Origin of the sequence: Scytonema hankhaensis NUACC26, from assembly GCF_045865695.1 — a bacterium.
Taxonomy (GTDB): Bacteria; Cyanobacteriota; Cyanobacteriia; order Cyanobacteriales; family Nostocaceae; genus Scytonema.
Genome location: NZ_BAACAP010000095.1, coordinates 1 through 17,893, shown reverse-complemented (window position 1 = coordinate 17,893; position 17,893 = coordinate 1). Strand labels below are relative to the sequence as shown.

The 17,893-nt window shown below is 42.8% G+C and carries 17 protein-coding genes; 10 read left to right on the top strand and 7 right to left on the bottom strand.

The window, feature by feature from the left end; genetic code table 11:
• Positions 1–76: 76 nt before the first annotated feature.
• The 6 genes from ACKTT2_RS03920 to ACKTT2_RS03895 all read left to right on the top strand — a co-directional run bounded on the left by ACKTT2_RS03920 (position 77) and on the right by ACKTT2_RS03895 (position 3,731).
• The gene (locus ACKTT2_RS03920) at positions 77–1,663 is read left to right on the top strand and encodes an NHLP bacteriocin system secretion protein (protein WP_407884183.1); all 1,587 of its coding nucleotides are present in this window, start codon (positions 77–79) and stop codon (positions 1,661–1,663) included.
• 96 nt (positions 1,664–1,759) lie between these two features.
• Positions 1,760–2,038 carry a type II toxin-antitoxin system ParD family antitoxin gene (locus ACKTT2_RS03915; protein WP_407884181.1) on the top strand — a complete coding sequence of 93 codons (279 nt, stop codon included), beginning with the start codon at positions 1,760–1,762 and terminating at the stop codon, positions 2,036–2,038.
• 328 nt (positions 2,039–2,366) lie between these two features.
• Positions 2,367–2,624 carry a type II toxin-antitoxin system ParD family antitoxin gene (locus ACKTT2_RS03910; RefSeq protein ID WP_407884179.1) on the top strand — a complete coding sequence of 86 codons (258 nt, stop codon included), beginning with the start codon at positions 2,367–2,369 and terminating at the stop codon, positions 2,622–2,624.
• Entirely contained in the window at positions 2,621–2,926 is a 306-nt protein-coding gene (locus ACKTT2_RS03905) for a type II toxin-antitoxin system RelE/ParE family toxin (RefSeq protein ID WP_407884177.1), read from the top strand. The genes ACKTT2_RS03910 and ACKTT2_RS03905 overlap by 4 nt, the downstream gene beginning before the upstream one ends.
• A gap of 195 nt (positions 2,927–3,121) precedes the next feature.
• The gene (locus tag ACKTT2_RS03900) at positions 3,122–3,442 is read left to right on the top strand and encodes a hypothetical protein (RefSeq protein WP_407884175.1); all 321 of its coding nucleotides are present in this window, start codon (positions 3,122–3,124) and stop codon (positions 3,440–3,442) included.
• A 22-nt stretch (positions 3,443–3,464) separates the two neighbouring features.
• Positions 3,465–3,731, top strand: a complete 267-nt coding sequence (locus ACKTT2_RS03895) for a hypothetical protein (protein ID WP_407884173.1) — start codon at positions 3,465–3,467, stop codon at positions 3,729–3,731.
• A gap of 40 nt (positions 3,732–3,771) precedes the next feature.
• Here ACKTT2_RS03895 and ACKTT2_RS03890 read toward each other — a convergent pair whose 3' ends face one another.
• Complete coding sequence (locus tag ACKTT2_RS03890; RefSeq protein WP_407884170.1) at positions 3,772–4,125, bottom strand: DUF6717 family protein; 354 nt, start codon at positions 4,123–4,125, stop codon at positions 3,772–3,774.
• Positions 4,126–4,653: 528 nt separating this feature from the next.
• Here ACKTT2_RS03890 and ACKTT2_RS03885 point away from each other — a divergent pair.
• The gene (locus ACKTT2_RS03885) at positions 4,654–5,364 is read left to right on the top strand and encodes a hypothetical protein (protein WP_407884168.1); all 711 of its coding nucleotides are present in this window, start codon (positions 4,654–4,656) and stop codon (positions 5,362–5,364) included.
• Here ACKTT2_RS03885 and ACKTT2_RS03880 read toward each other — a convergent pair.
• The 3 genes from ACKTT2_RS03880 to ACKTT2_RS03870 form a co-directional block, all read right to left on the bottom strand.
• Entirely contained in the window at positions 5,357–6,118 is a 762-nt protein-coding gene (locus ACKTT2_RS03880) for a DUF4058 family protein (RefSeq protein WP_407884166.1), read from the bottom strand. The two genes, ACKTT2_RS03885 and ACKTT2_RS03880, sit on opposite strands and share 8 nt — an antisense overlap.
• A 158-nt stretch (positions 6,119–6,276) precedes the next feature.
• Entirely contained in the window at positions 6,277–7,638 is a 1,362-nt protein-coding gene (gene gntT, locus ACKTT2_RS03875) for a guanitoxin biosynthesis MATE family efflux transporter GntT (RefSeq protein WP_407884164.1), read from the bottom strand.
• Positions 7,639–7,675: 37 nt separating this feature from the next.
• On the bottom strand, positions 7,676–8,503 hold the full coding sequence (locus ACKTT2_RS03870; protein WP_407884187.1) for a cyclic nucleotide-binding domain-containing protein: 828 nt from the start codon (positions 8,501–8,503) through the stop codon (positions 7,676–7,678).
• Positions 8,504–8,554: 51 nt separating this feature from the next.
• Here ACKTT2_RS03870 and ACKTT2_RS03865 point away from each other — a divergent pair, with 51 nt between their 5' ends.
• The gene (locus tag ACKTT2_RS03865) at positions 8,555–12,820 is read left to right on the top strand and encodes a non-ribosomal peptide synthetase (RefSeq protein WP_407884185.1); all 4,266 of its coding nucleotides are present in this window, start codon (positions 8,555–8,557) and stop codon (positions 12,818–12,820) included.
• 302 nt (positions 12,821–13,122) lie between these two features.
• On the opposite strand, the gene ACKTT2_RS03860 is transcribed toward ACKTT2_RS03865, so the two are convergent.
• Both ACKTT2_RS03860 and ACKTT2_RS03855 read right to left on the bottom strand, forming a co-directional pair.
• A complete protein-coding gene (locus ACKTT2_RS03860) occupies positions 13,123–13,491 on the bottom strand; it encodes a hypothetical protein (protein WP_407884162.1) in 369 nt (122 codons plus the stop codon).
• Between the two features lie 610 nt (positions 13,492–14,101).
• Positions 14,102–15,832: an NHLP bacteriocin export ABC transporter permease/ATPase subunit gene (locus ACKTT2_RS03855; RefSeq protein WP_407884160.1), complete on the bottom strand. Its 1,731-nt coding sequence runs from the start codon at positions 15,830–15,832 to the stop codon at positions 14,102–14,104.
• 187 nt (positions 15,833–16,019) lie between these two features.
• Here ACKTT2_RS03855 and ACKTT2_RS03850 point away from each other — a divergent pair, with 187 nt between their 5' ends.
• Entirely contained in the window at positions 16,020–16,157 is a 138-nt protein-coding gene (locus ACKTT2_RS03850) for a hypothetical protein (protein WP_407884158.1), read from the top strand.
• Positions 16,158–16,397: 240 nt separating this feature from the next.
• The gene (locus tag ACKTT2_RS03845; protein WP_407884156.1) at positions 16,398–16,787 is read left to right on the top strand and encodes a hypothetical protein; all 390 of its coding nucleotides are present in this window, start codon (positions 16,398–16,400) and stop codon (positions 16,785–16,787) included.
• Here the strand turns inward: ACKTT2_RS03845 and ACKTT2_RS03840 are convergent, their stop codons facing one another.
• Positions 16,788–17,807, bottom strand: a complete 1,020-nt coding sequence (locus ACKTT2_RS03840) for an ATP-binding cassette domain-containing protein (RefSeq protein WP_407884154.1) — start codon at positions 17,805–17,807, stop codon at positions 16,788–16,790.
• Positions 17,808–17,893: the final 86 nt, after the last annotated feature.

The window sequence follows — 17,893 nt, the reverse complement described above, 5'->3', positions numbered from 1 at the left end:
CCCCAAATCCCCAGCCTCTAACCTCTAACCCCAAATCCCTAACCCCTAACCCCTACCCCCTAACCCCTAAAATCCTATGAATTCTTCAGAACAGCTTGCTTCCCCAGAACGCCTTGACCAACTCATGCAAGTGGTCAAACCCAAAGACTTTATCCCGGTAATAGCGGTGGGTGGATTTACAGCGATCGCGCTCGTTTGGAGTGTTGTCGGTAGAATTCCTGTCACTGTAACCGGGATGGGAGTACTGATTTCACCGCAACGTGTTGTCGAGCTACAATCACCAATTGCAGGACAGTTAGAGACTCTATCGATAACGGATAATCAGTGCGTGAAAAAAGGGGAAGTCTTAGCAACTATCGAACCGACTGAGTTAAAACAAGAACTCAAACTCCAACAAGCTAAACGTCAGCAGTTGATAGCACAAGCTGCTAACAGTAATGTACTTCAAGCACAGCGCACGCAAGTAGAACGAGAGGCGATCGCAGCCACCCGTGCGAGTCTGAACCAACGTCTACAAGATGTTCGAGCTACTTCTGGGGTTTTAAAGGGTCAAGCATTAGTGACTCTCGGACAGCAACGCCAAACTCTGCAACAACGCATTCAAGATACAGAAGCGTTAGCCTCAGTTACAAAAAAACGAGAATTAAGCGCAATCGGACAGCAAAGACGCGCTCTTCAAGAACGCCTTCAGGATATTTATGAGTTAGAGCCTGTGCTGAAAAAGAGGCTTGAAACTCGAAAGCAACTTCTAACTCAAGGTGCAATTCCCACAGATCTCATTTTGGAGGCGGAAGATGCTTATCGAGAACATTACAATAAAATTTCCAGTATTCAAGCTCAGTTGAAAGAATTAAATAGTAAGGAAATTGCAGTGGAAAAATCTTTTCGAGAAAACCGCTCTTCCATTTCCGATTTTCAAGCTCAATTGCAACAACTTAATAGCCAAAAGATTACGATTGAAAAATCTTTTCGAGAAAATCGCTCTTCTATTTCCGAACTTCAAGCCCAGCTACAAGAATTAGAGACTCGAAGCAAACGCTTGGAACAAGATAATTTACAAGCTGCGAATGCTAAGAAAAACGAGATTGCAGAGGTCGATCGCACGATGGCTCAAATGGAACAGCAAATTCAAGAGCGTAGTTTGATTCGCGCACCGCAATCTGGTTGTATTTTGGAAGTGAGTGGTGCGATCGGACAAGTTGTGAATCCCGGTACGCGGCTTGGTACTTTGCAAACTCAAGCATCAGGAACACCTCAGTTAACAGGGATAGCTTACTTTGATGTGAAGGATGGGAAACGTATCAAGCCGGGAATGCAGATTCAAATTACGCCGGATACTGTCAAACGAGAGCGGTTTGGGGGTATTGTTGCAACGGTAAAATCTGTATCTGCGTACCCAGTTATGTCAACAAGAGCAGCAGCAAAGGTGGGCAATGCAGAATTGGCAGATACGCTAACGAGTAAGACTGCTAAAGTGGAGGTTAGTGCTGAGTTATTGCCAGAAAAAGGCAATATGAGTGGCTATAAGTGGTCATCATCCAAAGGACCGAGTATGAAGTTGACGCCAGGAACGACAACAGCAGTACGGGTGAAAGTTGAAGAACAAGCGCCGATTACATTTTTGCTACCATTTTTGCGTGAGTGGAGTGGACTTCAGTCATGAGGGGGTAGGGGTTAGGGATGGACTGTTCTCAAGGAGGATCTTGCTTGCGGTAGGAATAATTGCTACCATAAAAGAAGCCTTTTATGGAGGTTTTCTATGGCAACGGTAGAGAAAATTAGCGTGGCGCTACCACCTGAGATGGTCGCCGTGGTTCGGAAAGCGGTTGAGAGCGGAGAGTATTCGAGTGCAAGCGAGGTCATTCGTGAGGCCCTCCGAGACTGGAAGCTCAAGCGTAAGGTAGAGGCACTTGAGCTTGATGAGCTTCGACGTCTCGTAAATGAGGGTATTTCGAGCGGGCCGAGCGTAGACGCTGAGCTTGTGTTCTCTCGCTTGAGAGCAAAATACGCTGCGATGCCGAATCAAGAAGAGGTTTAATGCAGCTTTCCTTTTCACCTCAAGCAGCACTCGACCCAATACTGCTCGGTTAAGAAAACTGTCGCGGAAGACAAGCAGGGGGTGCAGGGGTTGCAGGAGGTGCAGGGGAGGAAAAAACGGCTTAACCGACAAGTATTGGCACTCGACCTTGAAGAGATAGGGGATTACATCGCACGCGATAATCCCGAGAGAGCACTTTCGTTCTTGGCGCAGATCGAAGCGCACTGTTATCGGGTCGCGGAGATGATGTTGCAAAATATGAGTTAAAATCAAGAATCAGTTACTAATTATAAATATTCAGTTAGTTGTAAAAATATGGGTTAAAAATATGAATGTTAACTTAAAGCCCGAATACGAACAGTTTATTCAAACGCAAATTGCTAGCGGTCAATTTACTAGTGTAGATGAAGTGATGAATGAAGCTGTTAAATTGTTAGAAATACGAGTTCATCAGTTGGAAGCATTAAAAAGAAAAATAGCTTTAGGCACAGAACAAATAAAAGCAGGACGTGTAACGGATGGTGAAATAGTTTTTGCTCGATTACAAGAAAAAATTCGCTGTGTTGTTGAAGAGGCTGGCGAGTGAGCAGTTATTCTTTTTCGGATGAAGCAATCCAAGATTTAGATGAAATTTGTGAGTATATTGCTCGCACTAACTCTAAAGCTGCTAGCAAGCTTTTCGATGAAATTCGCAAAAAATGCAAGTTAGTTGCTGATTTCCCAAATATGGGGAAAAGTTATGAAAGACTTGCGCCTAATTTACGAGGATTCGTTTTTAAAGACTATCTAATATTTTATTATCCTAGAGAAGATGGAATTGATGTAGTTCACGTAGTGAATGGTTATCGAGATTTAGAATCTTTATTTTCTGATTCAGATGACGATTAAGTTCAAAGTCAACAAAATCAAAGCATTAAAAAGAAAAATAGTTTTAGGCTCAGAATAAATAAAAGTAGGACGTATAAATAAGGTTTTTCGTTAATTTTCTTTATACTGTGGTGCGATCGCCTGACTATAATAATGGGAGCACCCATTTTGGTAAATTGCCTGTTATAAATTTTATTACAGGTATTCTGGTACATAATGCAGAACAATCCTAGTAATTTTAGTGGGTTTGAAGATGAAGAAGTTCTTTTAAAGGAATTTGCCACTTCTAAAGGTTCTTTAGAAGTGGCAGCAGAGGTAAGTATTGAAGGAAAAACACTTAAGCTTAAAAATATATCTATCTTTCCAAAAGATGTTCGGAGGCTTGAATTATCAACTAGAGAAGTACTAGAGTTAAAAAATCAATTGGTACAAGAGGTAAAAGCTACTGGGTTTGACAGATTACAAATTACTGGGAAACGAGTTAGTAGGGCTAATTTAGGAAAAAATGTGGTAGATATCGACCTAACAAAAATTTGAAGATAAAATTAGGAGAAAATTGATGGAAAGTACAAAATTATTAGTTGAATCTTCTCGGCAGATGCTAGCAGAAGGTAAAAATTTAGAGTTTATCCTTAGCTTTTTAAGAAAACATGGATGTTCAAAAACTCAGTCGATTGTTCTACTAAAAGAAATTAAAAAAATCTCTTTAGATGAAGCGAAAAGATTGGTTCACTTCAGTCAAGAATGGCAGGATGTTAGTCAAGTTGATACAGAACTTAATGAACGCTTATATGAGGTTTTAATTAATGATAATATCAAAGAGTAAAGTCCAGTAAAAATACTTATCGTATTTGACATGATTAATGTTATTTCCTACTAAGCTTTTCAGCTTTGCAATAAATTTTGTTTGGAACTAAATTAAAGTATCTAAATAAAGCTGGACATAACCATCCTTCTTTTTCTTTCTCTTGCCAGCGATACCAGTGTCCGCCATACTCCTCCTGTGAGTGAATCAGCTCTGCCTGATATCCTGGGAAGGGATTCTGTGAAAATATAAGTTTGAACCCCATATCAGCATTAGGAATATTTTCCACAAGATTGTCAATCATCTGGGGTATTCCACACACAAATGGCTCCTTCTCTAATCCAACAGCTTTATCATCAAACACCCATGTATCTTCATATCGATAAGGAAAAATTACCATTAAAAAATTTGACATACTTTGAAGAAGTTTGAGCTACAAGCTAGTTTCTCATCAAATATTATGTTCGGTAACGTAACCATAATAAAAATTTCTTGATTTCTTAACAACTACTCCCTTCCCGCAAGAAGATTACCTACACACGTAGGTGGGGCTATGCCGTAGATTCGCGCTTTGTAGGGCATAGCCCACCCTACAAAAATCGGTAATTTTAGAACGGAAAGGGAGTAATCCCTATGCAGCGAGAGTTTAGGAAGTAGTCGATAGTACATGATGTTATACTAAGTATCAGATTGTCTTCTTTCCCGATTTTCTTGAATCTGCGCCAAAATATCATCCATAGTTATTCCTTCAAGCAATCGAGCGCGTTCTTGAGTATAATCTCCTTTATTACTACCAAACTGCTATAAAAAGTTTCCTTCCACAAGGGAGGTGCAAGATGTCAGTCTCTAACTAGTGGACTTGCATTATAGCAGACGAACTAGAGTGCGATCGCGCTTAGCTACAGTCCCGTCAATCTGTCGTTTAACTTAATCTCAAAAACAAATGGAAGTTAACAAAATTAAACGGCTTAATTTTTCAGGTGCTTACATAGATGCGAAGTACGTGGAAAACGTGGAAAATTATCCCATTCAAAACCGTACTATCGTCATCAATCCCCAAGCTTCAGATGCTCACCTCAGTGAAGTTCCTGCCAGTATTATTCCCGCTTTTTCATCCACTATTCTCAAAGATATTATTATCCAAAAAGCAGAATCTTTACTTTTGCTTGAAATAGTTGAAACTAACAACATTGGCAAGATCATCTCTGAAAAAGACTGGAACTTATTAGGTAATCTTGATAATTTTCCTAAAGATGTACCACTGTGGCGTTCTCCCAAGGATGAGGCGGGAATCGTAGAACTCGATCCGTATTTGATGACCAAACAATCGAGTACGTTTCAGCAAAAAGAAAGGTTTTCCGTTAAGATTAACTTATGGTTTGCTCCTTCTAATTCTGATTGTATCATCCATAACCAGCATGACTTTATTGAACTTCATACCCAAATCTTTGGTCAAGGAAGAATGCAAAAATTTAAAGTTAAAGCATTCAACTCCCTCTACGAAGATGTGTTAATGAGTCCGGGCTATACCACATCTGTTCCTTTTTGCCAGGTTGAGGAAAATCAGAAATATGTCTATCCTTGGCATCAATACTATGCCGATACAGACTGTATTTGGTTAGCGATCGAATATCACCCTACTAAAGCTAGCTAAAAAGCTCATTTGCCCAAATACGATCTGCTTCCTGTAAAGGTGGAATGGGGTCTTGGTGATAATCGATCGCTAAATCGTATCGCGCCTGGTTGTAAATTTGTAACAGCAAGCTTTGCAAATCGACTGACAGTTCTGCCTCTTTTGGCTTTAACGGGAGTGGGAATGTGGGAATTGTTTGCTGAAGATTAAACCCATACAGTTGCGCTCTTGGACGTTGTGGGGCGCGACTGACTAAAATTCGGTAGTGTGACTGAGGAACGTTACCCACCATTTCCATTGGCGTTCCTTCCCGCAATAAATCTATCTCCACCAAATGGGTTGCGCTCTCTAGAACAGCATTGCGTTTTTTTTCATAAGTATCGCGTCCTTTACCAGGACGCTTGTTTGTTGGGGATAAAACCTCAATTGCTGTAATGACTGCTCCTGTTGCAATATCCCGAATTTCCAAATAACTTTCTCGAATTTCTTCGGGAATTGGTAGCATGACAGTGATAGATGAATCGGATGCAGTTGTTAGGGTGGTAGTAGATTGACGACTACTAGACTTGGATACCACTGATGCATCGGGAATCCCAACTAATACCGCATCTTCCGGTACGCTGGTATAAACTCTCTTCTCAATTGCCACCCAGTAGTCTTGGCTCAGGTTTGACTCGATTGCATTAGCGATCGCACTAATCAATCGATGATGTACTTCTGGCCATAATTCGGGATTTTCAAGATAAGGGTTCATTCCCGGAAATGGAGACGGCATAAAACAGGCTTGTGTTCGGAAGTTTTTACTCTTCTAGTATATAAATTCTACGTTTAGAGTTTTGCGATCGCCCTCCGGAGCGTTGTTGATGCGAGCTACCTGACGACAGCTTTGCGATCGCACGGGGTAAAAAAATTTGATACATCAATCATGACTTTTCAAACATCCTCTAAAGTTGGAAGATGACCATCCTCAATATTAGTCTTAAAAGTTCTTGGCAAGTGTACTCCAAAACCAACTATTCTTGCTGCTAGGAACAAACACAATGCCAACCACAAAATATGGTTGCTGTGAAAGTGATACGCTGTAAAAATTGTAGGTGCAAATCCTATGACAAAGGCGACTAAGCTCACATTACGGACAGTCTCTCCTTCTGTTAAGCCTAAAAAGTAGGCTTCTAAAACAAAGGCAATGGAAGTCAATCCTAGAATAGGTAGCAACCAGAAAACATAAATGCTAACTAGTTCTGTGACTTCGCTATGGTTAGTGAACAAACCAAAGAGAGTATTGGGAAATAAAATAGCAAATCCAGCTAGAGCAATTCCCATTAACAGGCTAGTAACTACAGCAATACTCACGAGAGGCGCTAATTGTTCGTCCGTTCCTTTTCCTGTAGAATTTCCGCTCAGTGTTTCTACTCCAAATCCCACTCCTTCTGCTAAAAAAGCATTTAAATAGACTATTTCTAACAATAAGGCATTTTCTGTGTAAGTGGTTGTTCCCAGCCCTACTCCTTGATAATTGAAAATAACCATAGCTAGGAAAAAAATGAGATTGTTAATAAAAATGTTGTTATTTAAGGTGAAGGTAGATTTCAAAGCTTCAGGTTGCCAAATTTTTCCAGCTAAGGCTCGTACTTCTTGCCAACTAACTTCTTGAAACACAAGAATTAGTCCCAATAACAGAATGAGATACTGGCTGATGGTAGCGGAAATTCCCGCCCCCGTACTGGCATAGTTCCATTGGACAACTAACAAATAGTCAAGGGCAATATTGACGGCACTACTCATAAACGATAACAGTAAAACTGTACCGTTTTTTTCTCTTCCCAAAAACCAACCGAGCAAGACAAGGTTGATTAAAATAGCTGGGGAACCCCAAATATAGGCGTTGAAATAATTAATTGCAGCAGCTATGACATCTGGGTCAGCATTTATCCAAGCTAATCCTAATATCTGTAGGGGATACTGTAAGATGATTAAAGCAATACCAAGCCATAAAGCAAGCATGCTATTCCGCAATCCTATTAGTAATATTTCTTCCCGGTCTTCTCTTCCCACTGCTTGAGCTGTTAGCCCAGTGGTTCCCATCCGCAAGGAGACTAAAAGTAGGAAGAGGAAGCTGAGTAGGTTTCCTGCTAGGGCGACTCCTGCTAAGTAATGGATTTCTTGAAGATGACCCAAGAAAGCGGTGCTGAAAATGGTGGCTAGTGGCACCATTAGATTGGAGAGGATGTTTGCAGGAAGCTGTTGGAAAAAGCGTGGGTAATGGTTATCTTGAGTTGGTAATGTTGGATTCATTTTAGAAGTGAGTATAATTTTTTGTAGCAGTCAGAATTTAAATGCCGAAAATTGCTTGGATTCTTTTGCGAATTTGAATGAAGGGTGTCTCTTCTTTATTTGCGCTGTCCAATTTAATGCCTAAACGCCCTAATGTTTCTTGGCGTTGGGATAATTCTTCAGAAATTTTGTCGGCTAATTCTTGATGTTTTTTTAACAAGCTTTGGAGGTTAGTGCGCTCGACAACGAACAACGTTGTCTCCTCTTTTGTACGCAATGTTGCTGTACGGGGAGTTCCCATGAGTAAGGACATTTCTCCAATAAACTCTCCTGGCTGACGGATAGCAACTTGTTTGCCAATGGATTCAACAAAGACTTCTACAGAGCCAGATAAGATAATGTAGAAGGAATCTCCTGGGTCGTTTTCTCGGCAGATAACTTCGTCTGCGTTGAGTGTTTTCCGGTATCCTTCTTCTATAATGTGTCGCAATTCAATATCGGTTAAATGCTCAAAGTAGCTGACACGACGCAACAAATCGCGTAATGTTGCAGCACTGGAAGATTTAGAGACGGTTTTAGAAGTTTCAAATTGCGAATCTTTTGTGAGGGTGAGAGTTGATGAGTGAGTAGAGTCATCAGGAGTAGAACTGTTTTTAGACCCAACCGTTTGTAACTGGTGAATTAAGGAGGATAATGTAATTAGGTTACGCTCGTCTGCGATCGCTCTTGTATTATTGTTATTGCGATCGACCGTTGGGGGATCGTTGAGTCCTCGTTCTTGAAACTCTGCTTCCACTAGAAAAAACAAAGCGCTTTTAATCGAATCAACTGACTCTGGTTTATTTATCCAAACCAACAGAGCAAAATTTAGTGAATCTCCCTCAATTCCTTTAAGATGGACTTTGGGGTTTGGAGAGGATAAAACTCTTGGTTCTTTATAGATGCGAAGCAGCAGTTTGACCCAAAAACAGGGCCACTGCTGCGAGCTACGCTGATGCAGCTAGCGGACTTTGACTACAGGTTATTCCTGACCTTTCACCACATTATCATTGATGGTGTTTCGCTAATCAGCGTATTCCTCAAAGAACTGGCGACACTCTACGAAGCGTTCTCTACTGGAAGACTAAGCCTACGGCACGCTACGCTAACGCCACTTGCTCCACTGCCTATACAATACGCTGACTTTGCTGTCTGGCAACGGCAGTGGCTGACACAAGAGATTTTGGCTCGTCAGTTAGATTACTGGAAGCAGCAACTAGCCGATTTGCCCGTACTACAGCTACCATTAGACCATCCGCGACCCAAGAAAGGAACCTTTCGGGGTACAAAGCAATGTTTGGTACTATCTTTTGACCTGATACAAGCGCTCAAAACTCTTTCTCAGCAGGAGGGAGTCACGCTATACATGACCCTGCTGGCAGCATTCAAAACCTTGCTCTACCGCTACACGGGACAGGACGATATTGTTGTGGGGACTTTCAGCGCGAACCGCAACAGACCGGAACTCGAAGGGCTTATTGGGTATTTCCTCAACACCTTGGTGTTGCGTACTGATATGTCTGGTAACCCTAGTTTTCGAGAGCTACTGAGACGAGTGCGTCAAGTAACTTTGGGAGCTTATGCCCATGAAGACTTACCCTTTGAAAAGTTGGTACAGACACTTCAACCCGAACGAAATCTTAGCCAAAACCCACTATTTCAAGTGGCATTTGCTCCCCAACCCCCAATGCCATCTTTGAATTCGGACTGGACTATAAATCAGCTAGATATTCAAACCGATACAGCCAAGTTCGATCTGACCCTTGATGTAGAGGAAAGACCAGAGGGCATTATTGTTCGTTTGGAGTACAACACTGATTTGTTTGATGCCAACACTATCTCGCGAATGATAAGGCATTTCCAGACCCTACTTGAGGGTATTGTTGCTAACCCCAGATCTCGAGTTTCCGAATTGCCGTTGCTTACGGAACAAGAGCGACATCAATTGCTCTTTGAGTGGAACAATACTACAAAAGAATATCCTCAGGATAAGTGTATCCACCAGTTGTTTGAGGAGCAGGTAGAGCTAAGTCCTGATACTGTGGCAGTGGTATTTGAAGGAACACAGCTCACCTACCGAGAGTTGAACGCAAGGGCAAATCAGCTAGCACATTACCTCAAAACGCTGGGTGTAGGGTCAGAAGTTTTGGTGGGTATCTGCGTCGAGCGTTCCTTAGAAATCATAGTAGGACTGTTAGGCATCCTGAAAGCTGGGGGCGCTTACGTTCCACTCGACCCCGCGTACCCCTCTGAACGATTGGCTTTCATGCTAGAAGACTCGGCTGTGCCAGTGCTGCTGACTCAACAACGGTTAGTTAACAGACTGCCCCAGCGTGAAGCGCAGATAGTTTGCTTAGATACACAATGGAAGGCGATCGCTCTCTTGAGCGAGGAAAATATTGCCTGCGGCGTAAATGCTAAAAACTTAGCCTATGTTATTTATACCTCTGGCTCTACTGGAAAACCAAAGGGAGTAACCATTCAACATCGGTCTTTAGTGAATTACATCCATGCCGTCAGTATTGAGTATGAGATAGAGAAGTGCGATCGCATTCTACAATTCTCCTCTATTAGTTTTGATGTCAGTGCCGAAGAAATCTATACCAGTCTGACAGAGGGTGCGACGCTTGTATTGCGTACCGACTCCATGCTGGATGCGATTGGTGTATTTTTGCAGAAGTGCAGGGATTGGGAAATCACCGTACTGGCGCTGCCAACAGCCTACTGGCATGAACTTACAGCCAGATTTCACCAAGAAACCTTTGCACTCCCCCCATCATTACGCTTGGTAATCATTGGCGGAGAAAAAGCACTTCCCGAACGATTAAAAACTTGGCATGAGTTTGTAGGACAGCGAGTGCGCTTGGTGAATAATTACGGCCCTACAGAGTCCACTGTAGGAGCAACAATATATAATTGCTCGGCAGCCAATCCAGCATCAACTCAAGTGCCGATCGGTCGTCCGATTTGGAATGTCCAAACCTACATATTAGATCGATATCAACAGCCCGTACCCATAGGCGTTTCGGGTGAGTTGCATATTGGTGGTGCAGGACTAGCGCGAGGTTACCTCAACCGTCCCAATTTAACCCAGGAGAAATTTATCCCCAACTCCTTGGGCAATGAGCTAGGTGAGCGCCTCTACAAAACCGGAGACAAAGTTCGCTACCTAAGTAATGGTAATATTGAATACATCTGTCGCCTTGACAATCAAGTAAAGATTCGCGGCTTCCGCATCGAACTGGGCGAAATTGAAGCGGTGCTGAGTCAGCATCCTGGTGTAAGAGAGACTGTAGTCATAGCAAGAGTTAACCCTACAGGCGACAAGCAATTAGTAGCTTATGTTGTCCCCCATCAGGAAGAAGCACCCACAACTAGTGATCTGCGTCGCTTCTTAAAAGAGCAACTGCCAGACTACATGGTACCAAGCGCTTTTGTAACTTTGGAGTCCTTGCCGCTAACACCCAATGGTAAAGTAGACCGTCGCGCTTTACCTGCACCTCTATGCTCCCACAAGGAACAGGAAGATAATTTTATTGCACCAACTAAGCCGACGGAAAAAATCCTAGCAGCTATCTGGGCTAAAGTTTTGGGACTACAACAGGTAAGTATTAACGACAATTTCTTTGAATTGGGAGGACATTCCCTGATAGCCACCTCTGTTATCTCTCGCATTCAAGAAGCTCTTTCTATTGAACTTGCTTTGCGCCATCTGTTTGAATTACCCACCATCGCTTCCCTGAGTAAGGTAATAGAAACTATACGTTCTGTTGAGTCACAGGAGCAATCTTCAAGCTGTAAGAAATTTAACACCCTACCACCTCTCGCCCATCAGAGAGAAAACGCCCTTATCCCGTTGTCTGTTGCACAAGAGTATATCTGGTATGTCCAGCAGTTGAATCCTGACAGTTCTCTCTGTAACAGCGGTGTTGCTTTACGTTTCATAGGAACCCTTTCTCCAGAAGTGTTGGAAAAGAGCATCAACGAGATTATCCGCCGTCACTCCATTCTGCGTACTACCTTCACTGTTGTAGAGGGTCAACCCGTGCAGGTCATTGCCCCATCCTTGACCCTACCGTTAGAGAAAATAGACTTACAAGACCTACCTCCTACCGAGCGAGAAGCTTCAGCTCAAAGACTTGCTGCTGAAGAAGCAGATTACCATTTTGACCTTGAAGACGGTCCATTAATGAAGACAACGTTGCTGCGGTTAGCTCCAGAAGAGCATTGGCTGTTAATACCGATGCACCACATTATCACGGATGGCTGGTCAATTGGTATCTTTGTTCAAGAGTTAGAAACGCTATATAACGTTTTCTCCGATGGCTTGCCTTCTCCACTTTCGGAATTGCCATTGCAATACGCTGATTTTACTCTCTGGCAGCGGAAACAATTTAATGAAGAGGTACTGGAAAAGCAACTTTCTTATTGGCTTCAAAAGCTAGCTGACACCTCACAACCCCAAGATATCCTACCAAAAGAACAGCCAAAGTTCAATCCCCACATCCAACGCTCATCTTCCTATTCTCTAGTTTTGAGAGAAAAACTTGTCGCATCAATTGAAGCCCTAGGCCGCTCTCAGGGAGTTACTACCTCCGCCATCATTATTGCTGCTCTAAAGCTCCTTTTGTTCAAATGGAGCAAACAAAGCGACATTCTAATGGTGGCGACTATTGGTAATCGAAGTATGCCAGAAACCGAAAAATTGCTCGGTTGTTTTATTAATGACGTAATTTTGCGATCGCAGCTTGATGACGAACAAACAGGACTAGTTCTTTTAAAGCAGCTCAAAGAAACACTCAGTGAAGCGCTTGAGAATAAAGAAATTCCTTTACAAAAAATCATTGACGCGCTCGGCAGAATTAAAAATTTTACTCCTTCTGCAAGCGTTACTATGGTTCCTCCAGTCGAATATTGGAAAAGCTCAAGCTTAGAGGTTAAAGAACTGGTAACAAGTTCTTCTAAAGACCAACTCTGGGACAAAGATATCCCTCTAGAACTTTATGTCTATTTGCCGAATGAAGATTCTCAAATCATTGAAATTGCTCTATTGTATAGTACAGTTTTGTTCACTAATGAAAGCATTGAGCACCTGTTAAGTTACTATCAGGAAATCCTACAAAAGCTTGTTGAATACCCCGAAACTAAACTTTCTGAATTTTAGTGAGGTAAGGACTATTGATTTAAGGAGAGACGATTACAGCCTTCTTTACGATCGCACTCAAGTAATGAAAATTGCGCTTGCTTTTGACGGGGTTGTTACTCTATTAGCAAGGTGAGTCAAACTACAGCAATAGTAGCCCGTTTAAAATCAGTAGCCTCAGTGAGTTGAATCAACCTAAAGTAATTGCTAGCAATAGCTCTCGTAAATAAAGCTTCAAATAATTGTAGAATTTCCGGATCGACCACCCGTTGTCATTACTGGACTTGCAGAACTCGATGAGGATTACGAGAAAGAAGAAAAGGCTAACTGACACCCGACAATTCCTTTGCGAATTGGAAGCCAAAATTTGAGAATTGCTGCCATCGCACTTTCAAACGAAGGAGATGAAACACGGAACTCAACTGTTTGAACCAAGCAGTTACAGTGGAACTGGGGAAGGAATTGCGATCGAATTCTGAGCGATGGAAGTGCAGTAGCGTTGAATCTGTGAGAGGAACTGCCAGGATACACAAAACGTTGGTACTCTCAAATATGGATGAATCCGAGAAACTGGTGGGAAATCCAAACAGCGCTTCACCAACCTCTGCTGTAAACAGGTACTGTCGAGATCCTTGCAAGCTACCACTTTGAAGTTGGCTAACGAACACCGCCACTGAACCCGACTCAATCATCTATACCTGCTGCGGGTCATCCAGCAACAATACCTCACCTTGACGAAGAACTTTGGTTTCATTTAAAGCCGTGCGATCGTTCCTCATTTTCTTCTGCTCCTCACTATCAACCAGTTCACCCCTGTTCCCTAATTTCTATGCTTTCTGTCATTCTTCCCCAAATATTTGACGAACTAACACAAGCAATCAAATTTGAAATTACAGTACGATATAAGTGCGATACGCCAACTGCCTAGGGGAGTACAGACGTATCGCGTAGCAGCCCATACCCAACCATGACCGCTCTTTATTCTCTGATGAATGTAAAAAAGTTATGGAAGTTTAGTTGAACTGAGTGACTCTCCTTATAAAGAGTTCCCTAAAAGCGCTGCAATGTAACACCCTCATTACAGAACCGTACTCCTTCGCTCAAAAACCTAAAACTAGTGAGTAGCAACCAGGACTAGTATAGGACTCAATCCATTTGTTCTAAAATCAACTTTGAAAAGAATCCCTTTCGCTGCATAAATTCATCAAACGTGCCTTGTGGCATTATCTGTTAGTCATGTCATGAGTTTTCCCTTGTTTCGCCATCAGTTTCGCAAACATCCCCTCCTGAGAAGCTAACTCCTCAAACGTAAGAGTGCTGCACCACTCTTCCCGCCTCGAGCGCATAAATCCGGTCAGCATTACGAATTGTACTCAAACGGTGAGCGATCGCAATCCTTGTCACCTTCAACTTATCTAAACTCTCACTCACTATTGCCTGGGTACGGTTATCGAGCGCACTCGTCGCCTCATCAAAAAAGATAATCCTGGGCTTCAATACCAAAGCACGCGCAATCAGCAACCTCTGTCGCTGTCCACCTGATAAATTTGCACCCCCTTCTGATATTACTGTATGCATCCTCATGGGCATATTTTCCACATCAAGAGCAAACCCCGCCACCCGCGCTGCTTCCCAAGCTTCCTCCATGCTAATCAATGCGCCACCACTAATATTTTCAAACACAGTTTCACTATTAATGCGTCCATTTTGCAGCACCACTCCCAATTGACGGCGTACCGCAGAAACATCTAACCCCGACAAATCTTGTCCGTCATAGTACACAGTACCCTGTTCCGGAACATCAAAACCCAATAACATCCGCAGAGTTGTAGACTTACCGCTACCAGAGGGACCAACAAAAGCAATGAACTCTCCGGGCTTTGCCTCAATTGTCACATCATCTAGATTCAACGGTCCATCTTCTCTATAACGAAACGTCACGTGGTCTAACTTGACATATCCAGAAAGCCTTCCCGGATCGGCACCCTTTAAATCCACCTCTGGCAATTCGTCTACAATTGGTTTGGCGTGTGACCACAACACCCCAATTTCCAACATATCTATCAGTGTATTGCTCAGGGTTGTCACCCCTGTAATAAAACTAGCAAACGCCGTATTGAATGCTAAAAAAGTTCCCGTCGATAAGCTACCGGTTTGTGAATGACTCAACAAGCTAGCAGTCATCCAGAAAATCAAGATAGGAGTCAAATTGGACTGTAACAGATTAAAAGTGGCGATCGCATCTTCAATCCCTTGATTCAACCGCATCAGCTTGAGTTGCTGCTGATAGTGCTTTGCCCAGAAAGCAAACGCCCTTCCCTCCGCTCCTGTCGTGCGGAGTTTAGAAATACCGCCCACAAGTTCGATAGTCAATCCACCAATAGTCCCTTCGAGTTCTTCCATCTGAGTCGTTTTCTGACGTTTGAAATAGCCCGCAACACCAGTCACGACGACAGTCAGAAATACAATAACAGCAGCAACAGATGCTAGTGGCGGACTGTAAACAAATAACAGTCCCAAATTCAACAGGGAAAACAAACTCCTGAACAAAATATCTAACTTGTCCGCACCCAGCTTATCTCGAATCTGGTTAATCGCATTGACACGGGAGAGCATTTCCCCAGACGAATACTGGCGGAAGAAAGCAAGCCGCAGTTTGAGCAGCCGATCCCACATAGCTGCTTGCAAGCTGAAGATGGAATAGATTTCAAAGCGGCTCAAGTTAATTCCCTGAGCAAATCGGAAAATGGCTACACCAAAACTAGCAGACAGTAAGCCCAGAGTCAGCTGGAGTAACAAAGAGCGATCGGCATCGGGAATGGCAGTATCAATCAAGATACCCGTAGCTTGGGGAACAACCATTCCAGCTAATGCTCCGGCAATTCCCAAGACTACAATAGTTGTAAGCTCCCGGACTCGACCGCGCAGGGAATACTGAAACAGCGTCAGTAGATTCAGTTTCTTCTCTGGGAAGGGCGGATAAAACATATAGGCATTGGGAGCCAGCAGTTGAGCGGTGCGATCGTTCGTCATTGTCTTCTGCTCCTCACCATGAACTACTTCACCTCTGTTCCCTAATCTCTATGCTTTCTGTCATTCTTCCCCAAATATTTAACGAACTAACACAAGCAAGCAAATTTGAAATTACAGTACGATATAAGTGCGATAAGCCAACTGCCTACGGGAGTACAGCCGTATCGCGTAGCAGTCCATACCAACCATGACCGCCCTTTATTCTCTCATAAATGCAAAAAAGTTATGGAACCGCAGATGCACGCGGATGCACGCGGATGAAGCCGTACCTCATTGGGATGAAAATTGCTATAAATCAGCAGTTGTTACAGAAGCGTCTAGCTAAAGCTGAAATAATTCAGTTTCCTGTAGCGATACAACCACTTACTGCTCAAAGCCTTAACCCGGATTTCTCAAAAACTTCACCTGCGACTACTGCATTTGGTACACATTCATCAAGTAGGATTTGCATACGCAATCAGCATTTCCTTTGCTAATTCTAAGGCGCTAAGAAATTAGGAAACTTTTATTATGGATTCTTGATACCGCTCTGCGTCGCTGTTTTTAAAGTACAAGGAGGTTTTCTATGAATACAGAATCAAAGGTCTTAGAAGTAAGTGCAGCAGACATTACCAAATCTTTGTTATCAGATTTAGAAGAACTATCAAGATGTGCAGGAAAGCCTTATTCAGCTGTTTTTGCTGATAGTATAATACGGAAAATGCGTGAAATGGTTGATAAATGTATGGGCGATCCATATACAGAAGTAGTGATAGCGCTACATGATGCATTAGCACATCAAAATCGTTGGCTTGATTATACTGGAGAGCAGTATCAAGGCGCTTATAACTTATTTTCATCTTTAGTTGCTCGAGAAAAAATTGATAATACAGAGGTTGAAAACTCAATTATAGCTTTAGAAAATTTAGGTTTTAATACCCTACCTTTTAGTGTGACTTGCATAATTGGGGTGTGATTATTCCTCATTGTCTTCTGCTTCCTCACCATGAACTAGTTCAGCGTAAAATCCACCCATTTGCATTAATTGATCGTGCGTTCCTCGTTGTACCACAACACCGCGCTCCAGCACGACAATTTCATCACAATCTTTAATTGAACTGAGGCGGTGTGCCACAATCAAACAGCTACAACCTCGTTGCCGCAAGTTATTGTAAATAAACTGTTCTGTCTCTCCATCCAAAGCACTTGTCGCTTCATCCAGAATCAAAATTGTAGGGTTATGAATCAGCGATCGCGCAATTTCCAGTCGTTGGCGCTGTCCGCCGCTCAAGTTCGCGCCCCCTTCTAGCAGTTCTCCATTGTAACCACCAGGTATGGCAAGAATCACATCTTGAATTCTGGCATCAATGCAAGCACGGCGAAGTTGCGAATCAGTTACCGTCGTATCCCATAAAGTCAAATTATCGCGCACGCTACCTGAAAATAAAAACACCTCTTGCTCAACGGTAGCAACAGAGTTAACAAGAACCGATCGCTTAATGTCATTTCTCGGTTTCCCATCAAACAAAATCTCACCCGACCAAGGTTCGTAAAGCCCCGCAACTAACTTAGCAACCGTCGATTTTCCAGAGCCACTACCTCCCACCAAAGCCACTCGTTGTCCCGGTTGAATCGTACAGCTAAAGTTTTCAATCAAAGGTTTATTGACCTTAGCATATCCAAAAGTGACGTTACGCAGTTCAATATGTCCTTGAAGGCGAATTGGGACATCGTGAGTGGAGAGAGATGTCTTTTCCCTACCCCCTACCCCCTTCCCCCTACCCCCTAACATTGGGTCAGTATCATTTGCCAGCACATCATCCAAGCGCATAATATTACCCGCCAAGGTTGGCAGTGTCGTACCAAATCCCATCAACTGATTGATAGGTGTTTGAAAACTTGTTAATAGCGCTTGAAACGCCACTAACATCCCGATACTTGTCTGTCCATCCATAACTTGCCATCCCCCTACTGCCAGCACTAAGGTAGTTGTCAATGCAGTCAGGGCGTTGCATAAATGCGGGATGAATCAGTTAAATACAGGTATTTCTCTATACTTCAAGTAATGTAGTAACAATCGAA

Bases quoted from the DNA above. Each gene is read 5' to 3' on its own strand.
- ACKTT2_RS03920 (WP_407884183.1), top strand. From the start codon at position 77: ATGAATTCTTCAGAACAGCTTGCTTCCCCAGAACGCCTTGACCAACTC.
- ACKTT2_RS03860 (WP_407884162.1), bottom strand. From the start codon at position 13,491: ATGATTGAGTCGGGTTCAGTGGCGGTGTTCGTTAGCCAACTTCAAAGT.
- ACKTT2_RS03850 (WP_407884158.1), top strand. From the start codon at position 16,020: ATGACCGCCCTTTATTCTCTCATAAATGCAAAAAAGTTATGGAACCGC.
- ACKTT2_RS03900 (WP_407884175.1), top strand. From the start codon at position 3,122: ATGCAGAACAATCCTAGTAATTTTAGTGGGTTTGAAGATGAAGAAGTT.
- ACKTT2_RS03890 (WP_407884170.1), bottom strand. From the start codon at position 4,125: ATGTCAAATTTTTTAATGGTAATTTTTCCTTATCGATATGAAGATACA.
- ACKTT2_RS03885 (WP_407884168.1), top strand. From the start codon at position 4,654: ATGGAAGTTAACAAAATTAAACGGCTTAATTTTTCAGGTGCTTACATA.
- gntT (WP_407884164.1), bottom strand. From the start codon at position 7,638: ATGAATCCAACATTACCAACTCAAGATAACCATTACCCACGCTTTTTC.
- ACKTT2_RS03895 (WP_407884173.1), top strand. From the start codon at position 3,465: ATGGAAAGTACAAAATTATTAGTTGAATCTTCTCGGCAGATGCTAGCA.
- ACKTT2_RS03910 (WP_407884179.1), top strand. From the start codon at position 2,367: ATGAATGTTAACTTAAAGCCCGAATACGAACAGTTTATTCAAACGCAA.
- ACKTT2_RS03845 (WP_407884156.1), top strand. From the start codon at position 16,398: ATGAATACAGAATCAAAGGTCTTAGAAGTAAGTGCAGCAGACATTACC.
- ACKTT2_RS03915 (WP_407884181.1), top strand. From the start codon at position 1,760: ATGGCAACGGTAGAGAAAATTAGCGTGGCGCTACCACCTGAGATGGTC.
- ACKTT2_RS03855 (WP_407884160.1), bottom strand. From the start codon at position 15,832: ATGACGAACGATCGCACCGCTCAACTGCTGGCTCCCAATGCCTATATG.
- ACKTT2_RS03880 (WP_407884166.1), bottom strand. From the start codon at position 6,118: ATGCCGTCTCCATTTCCGGGAATGAACCCTTATCTTGAAAATCCCGAA.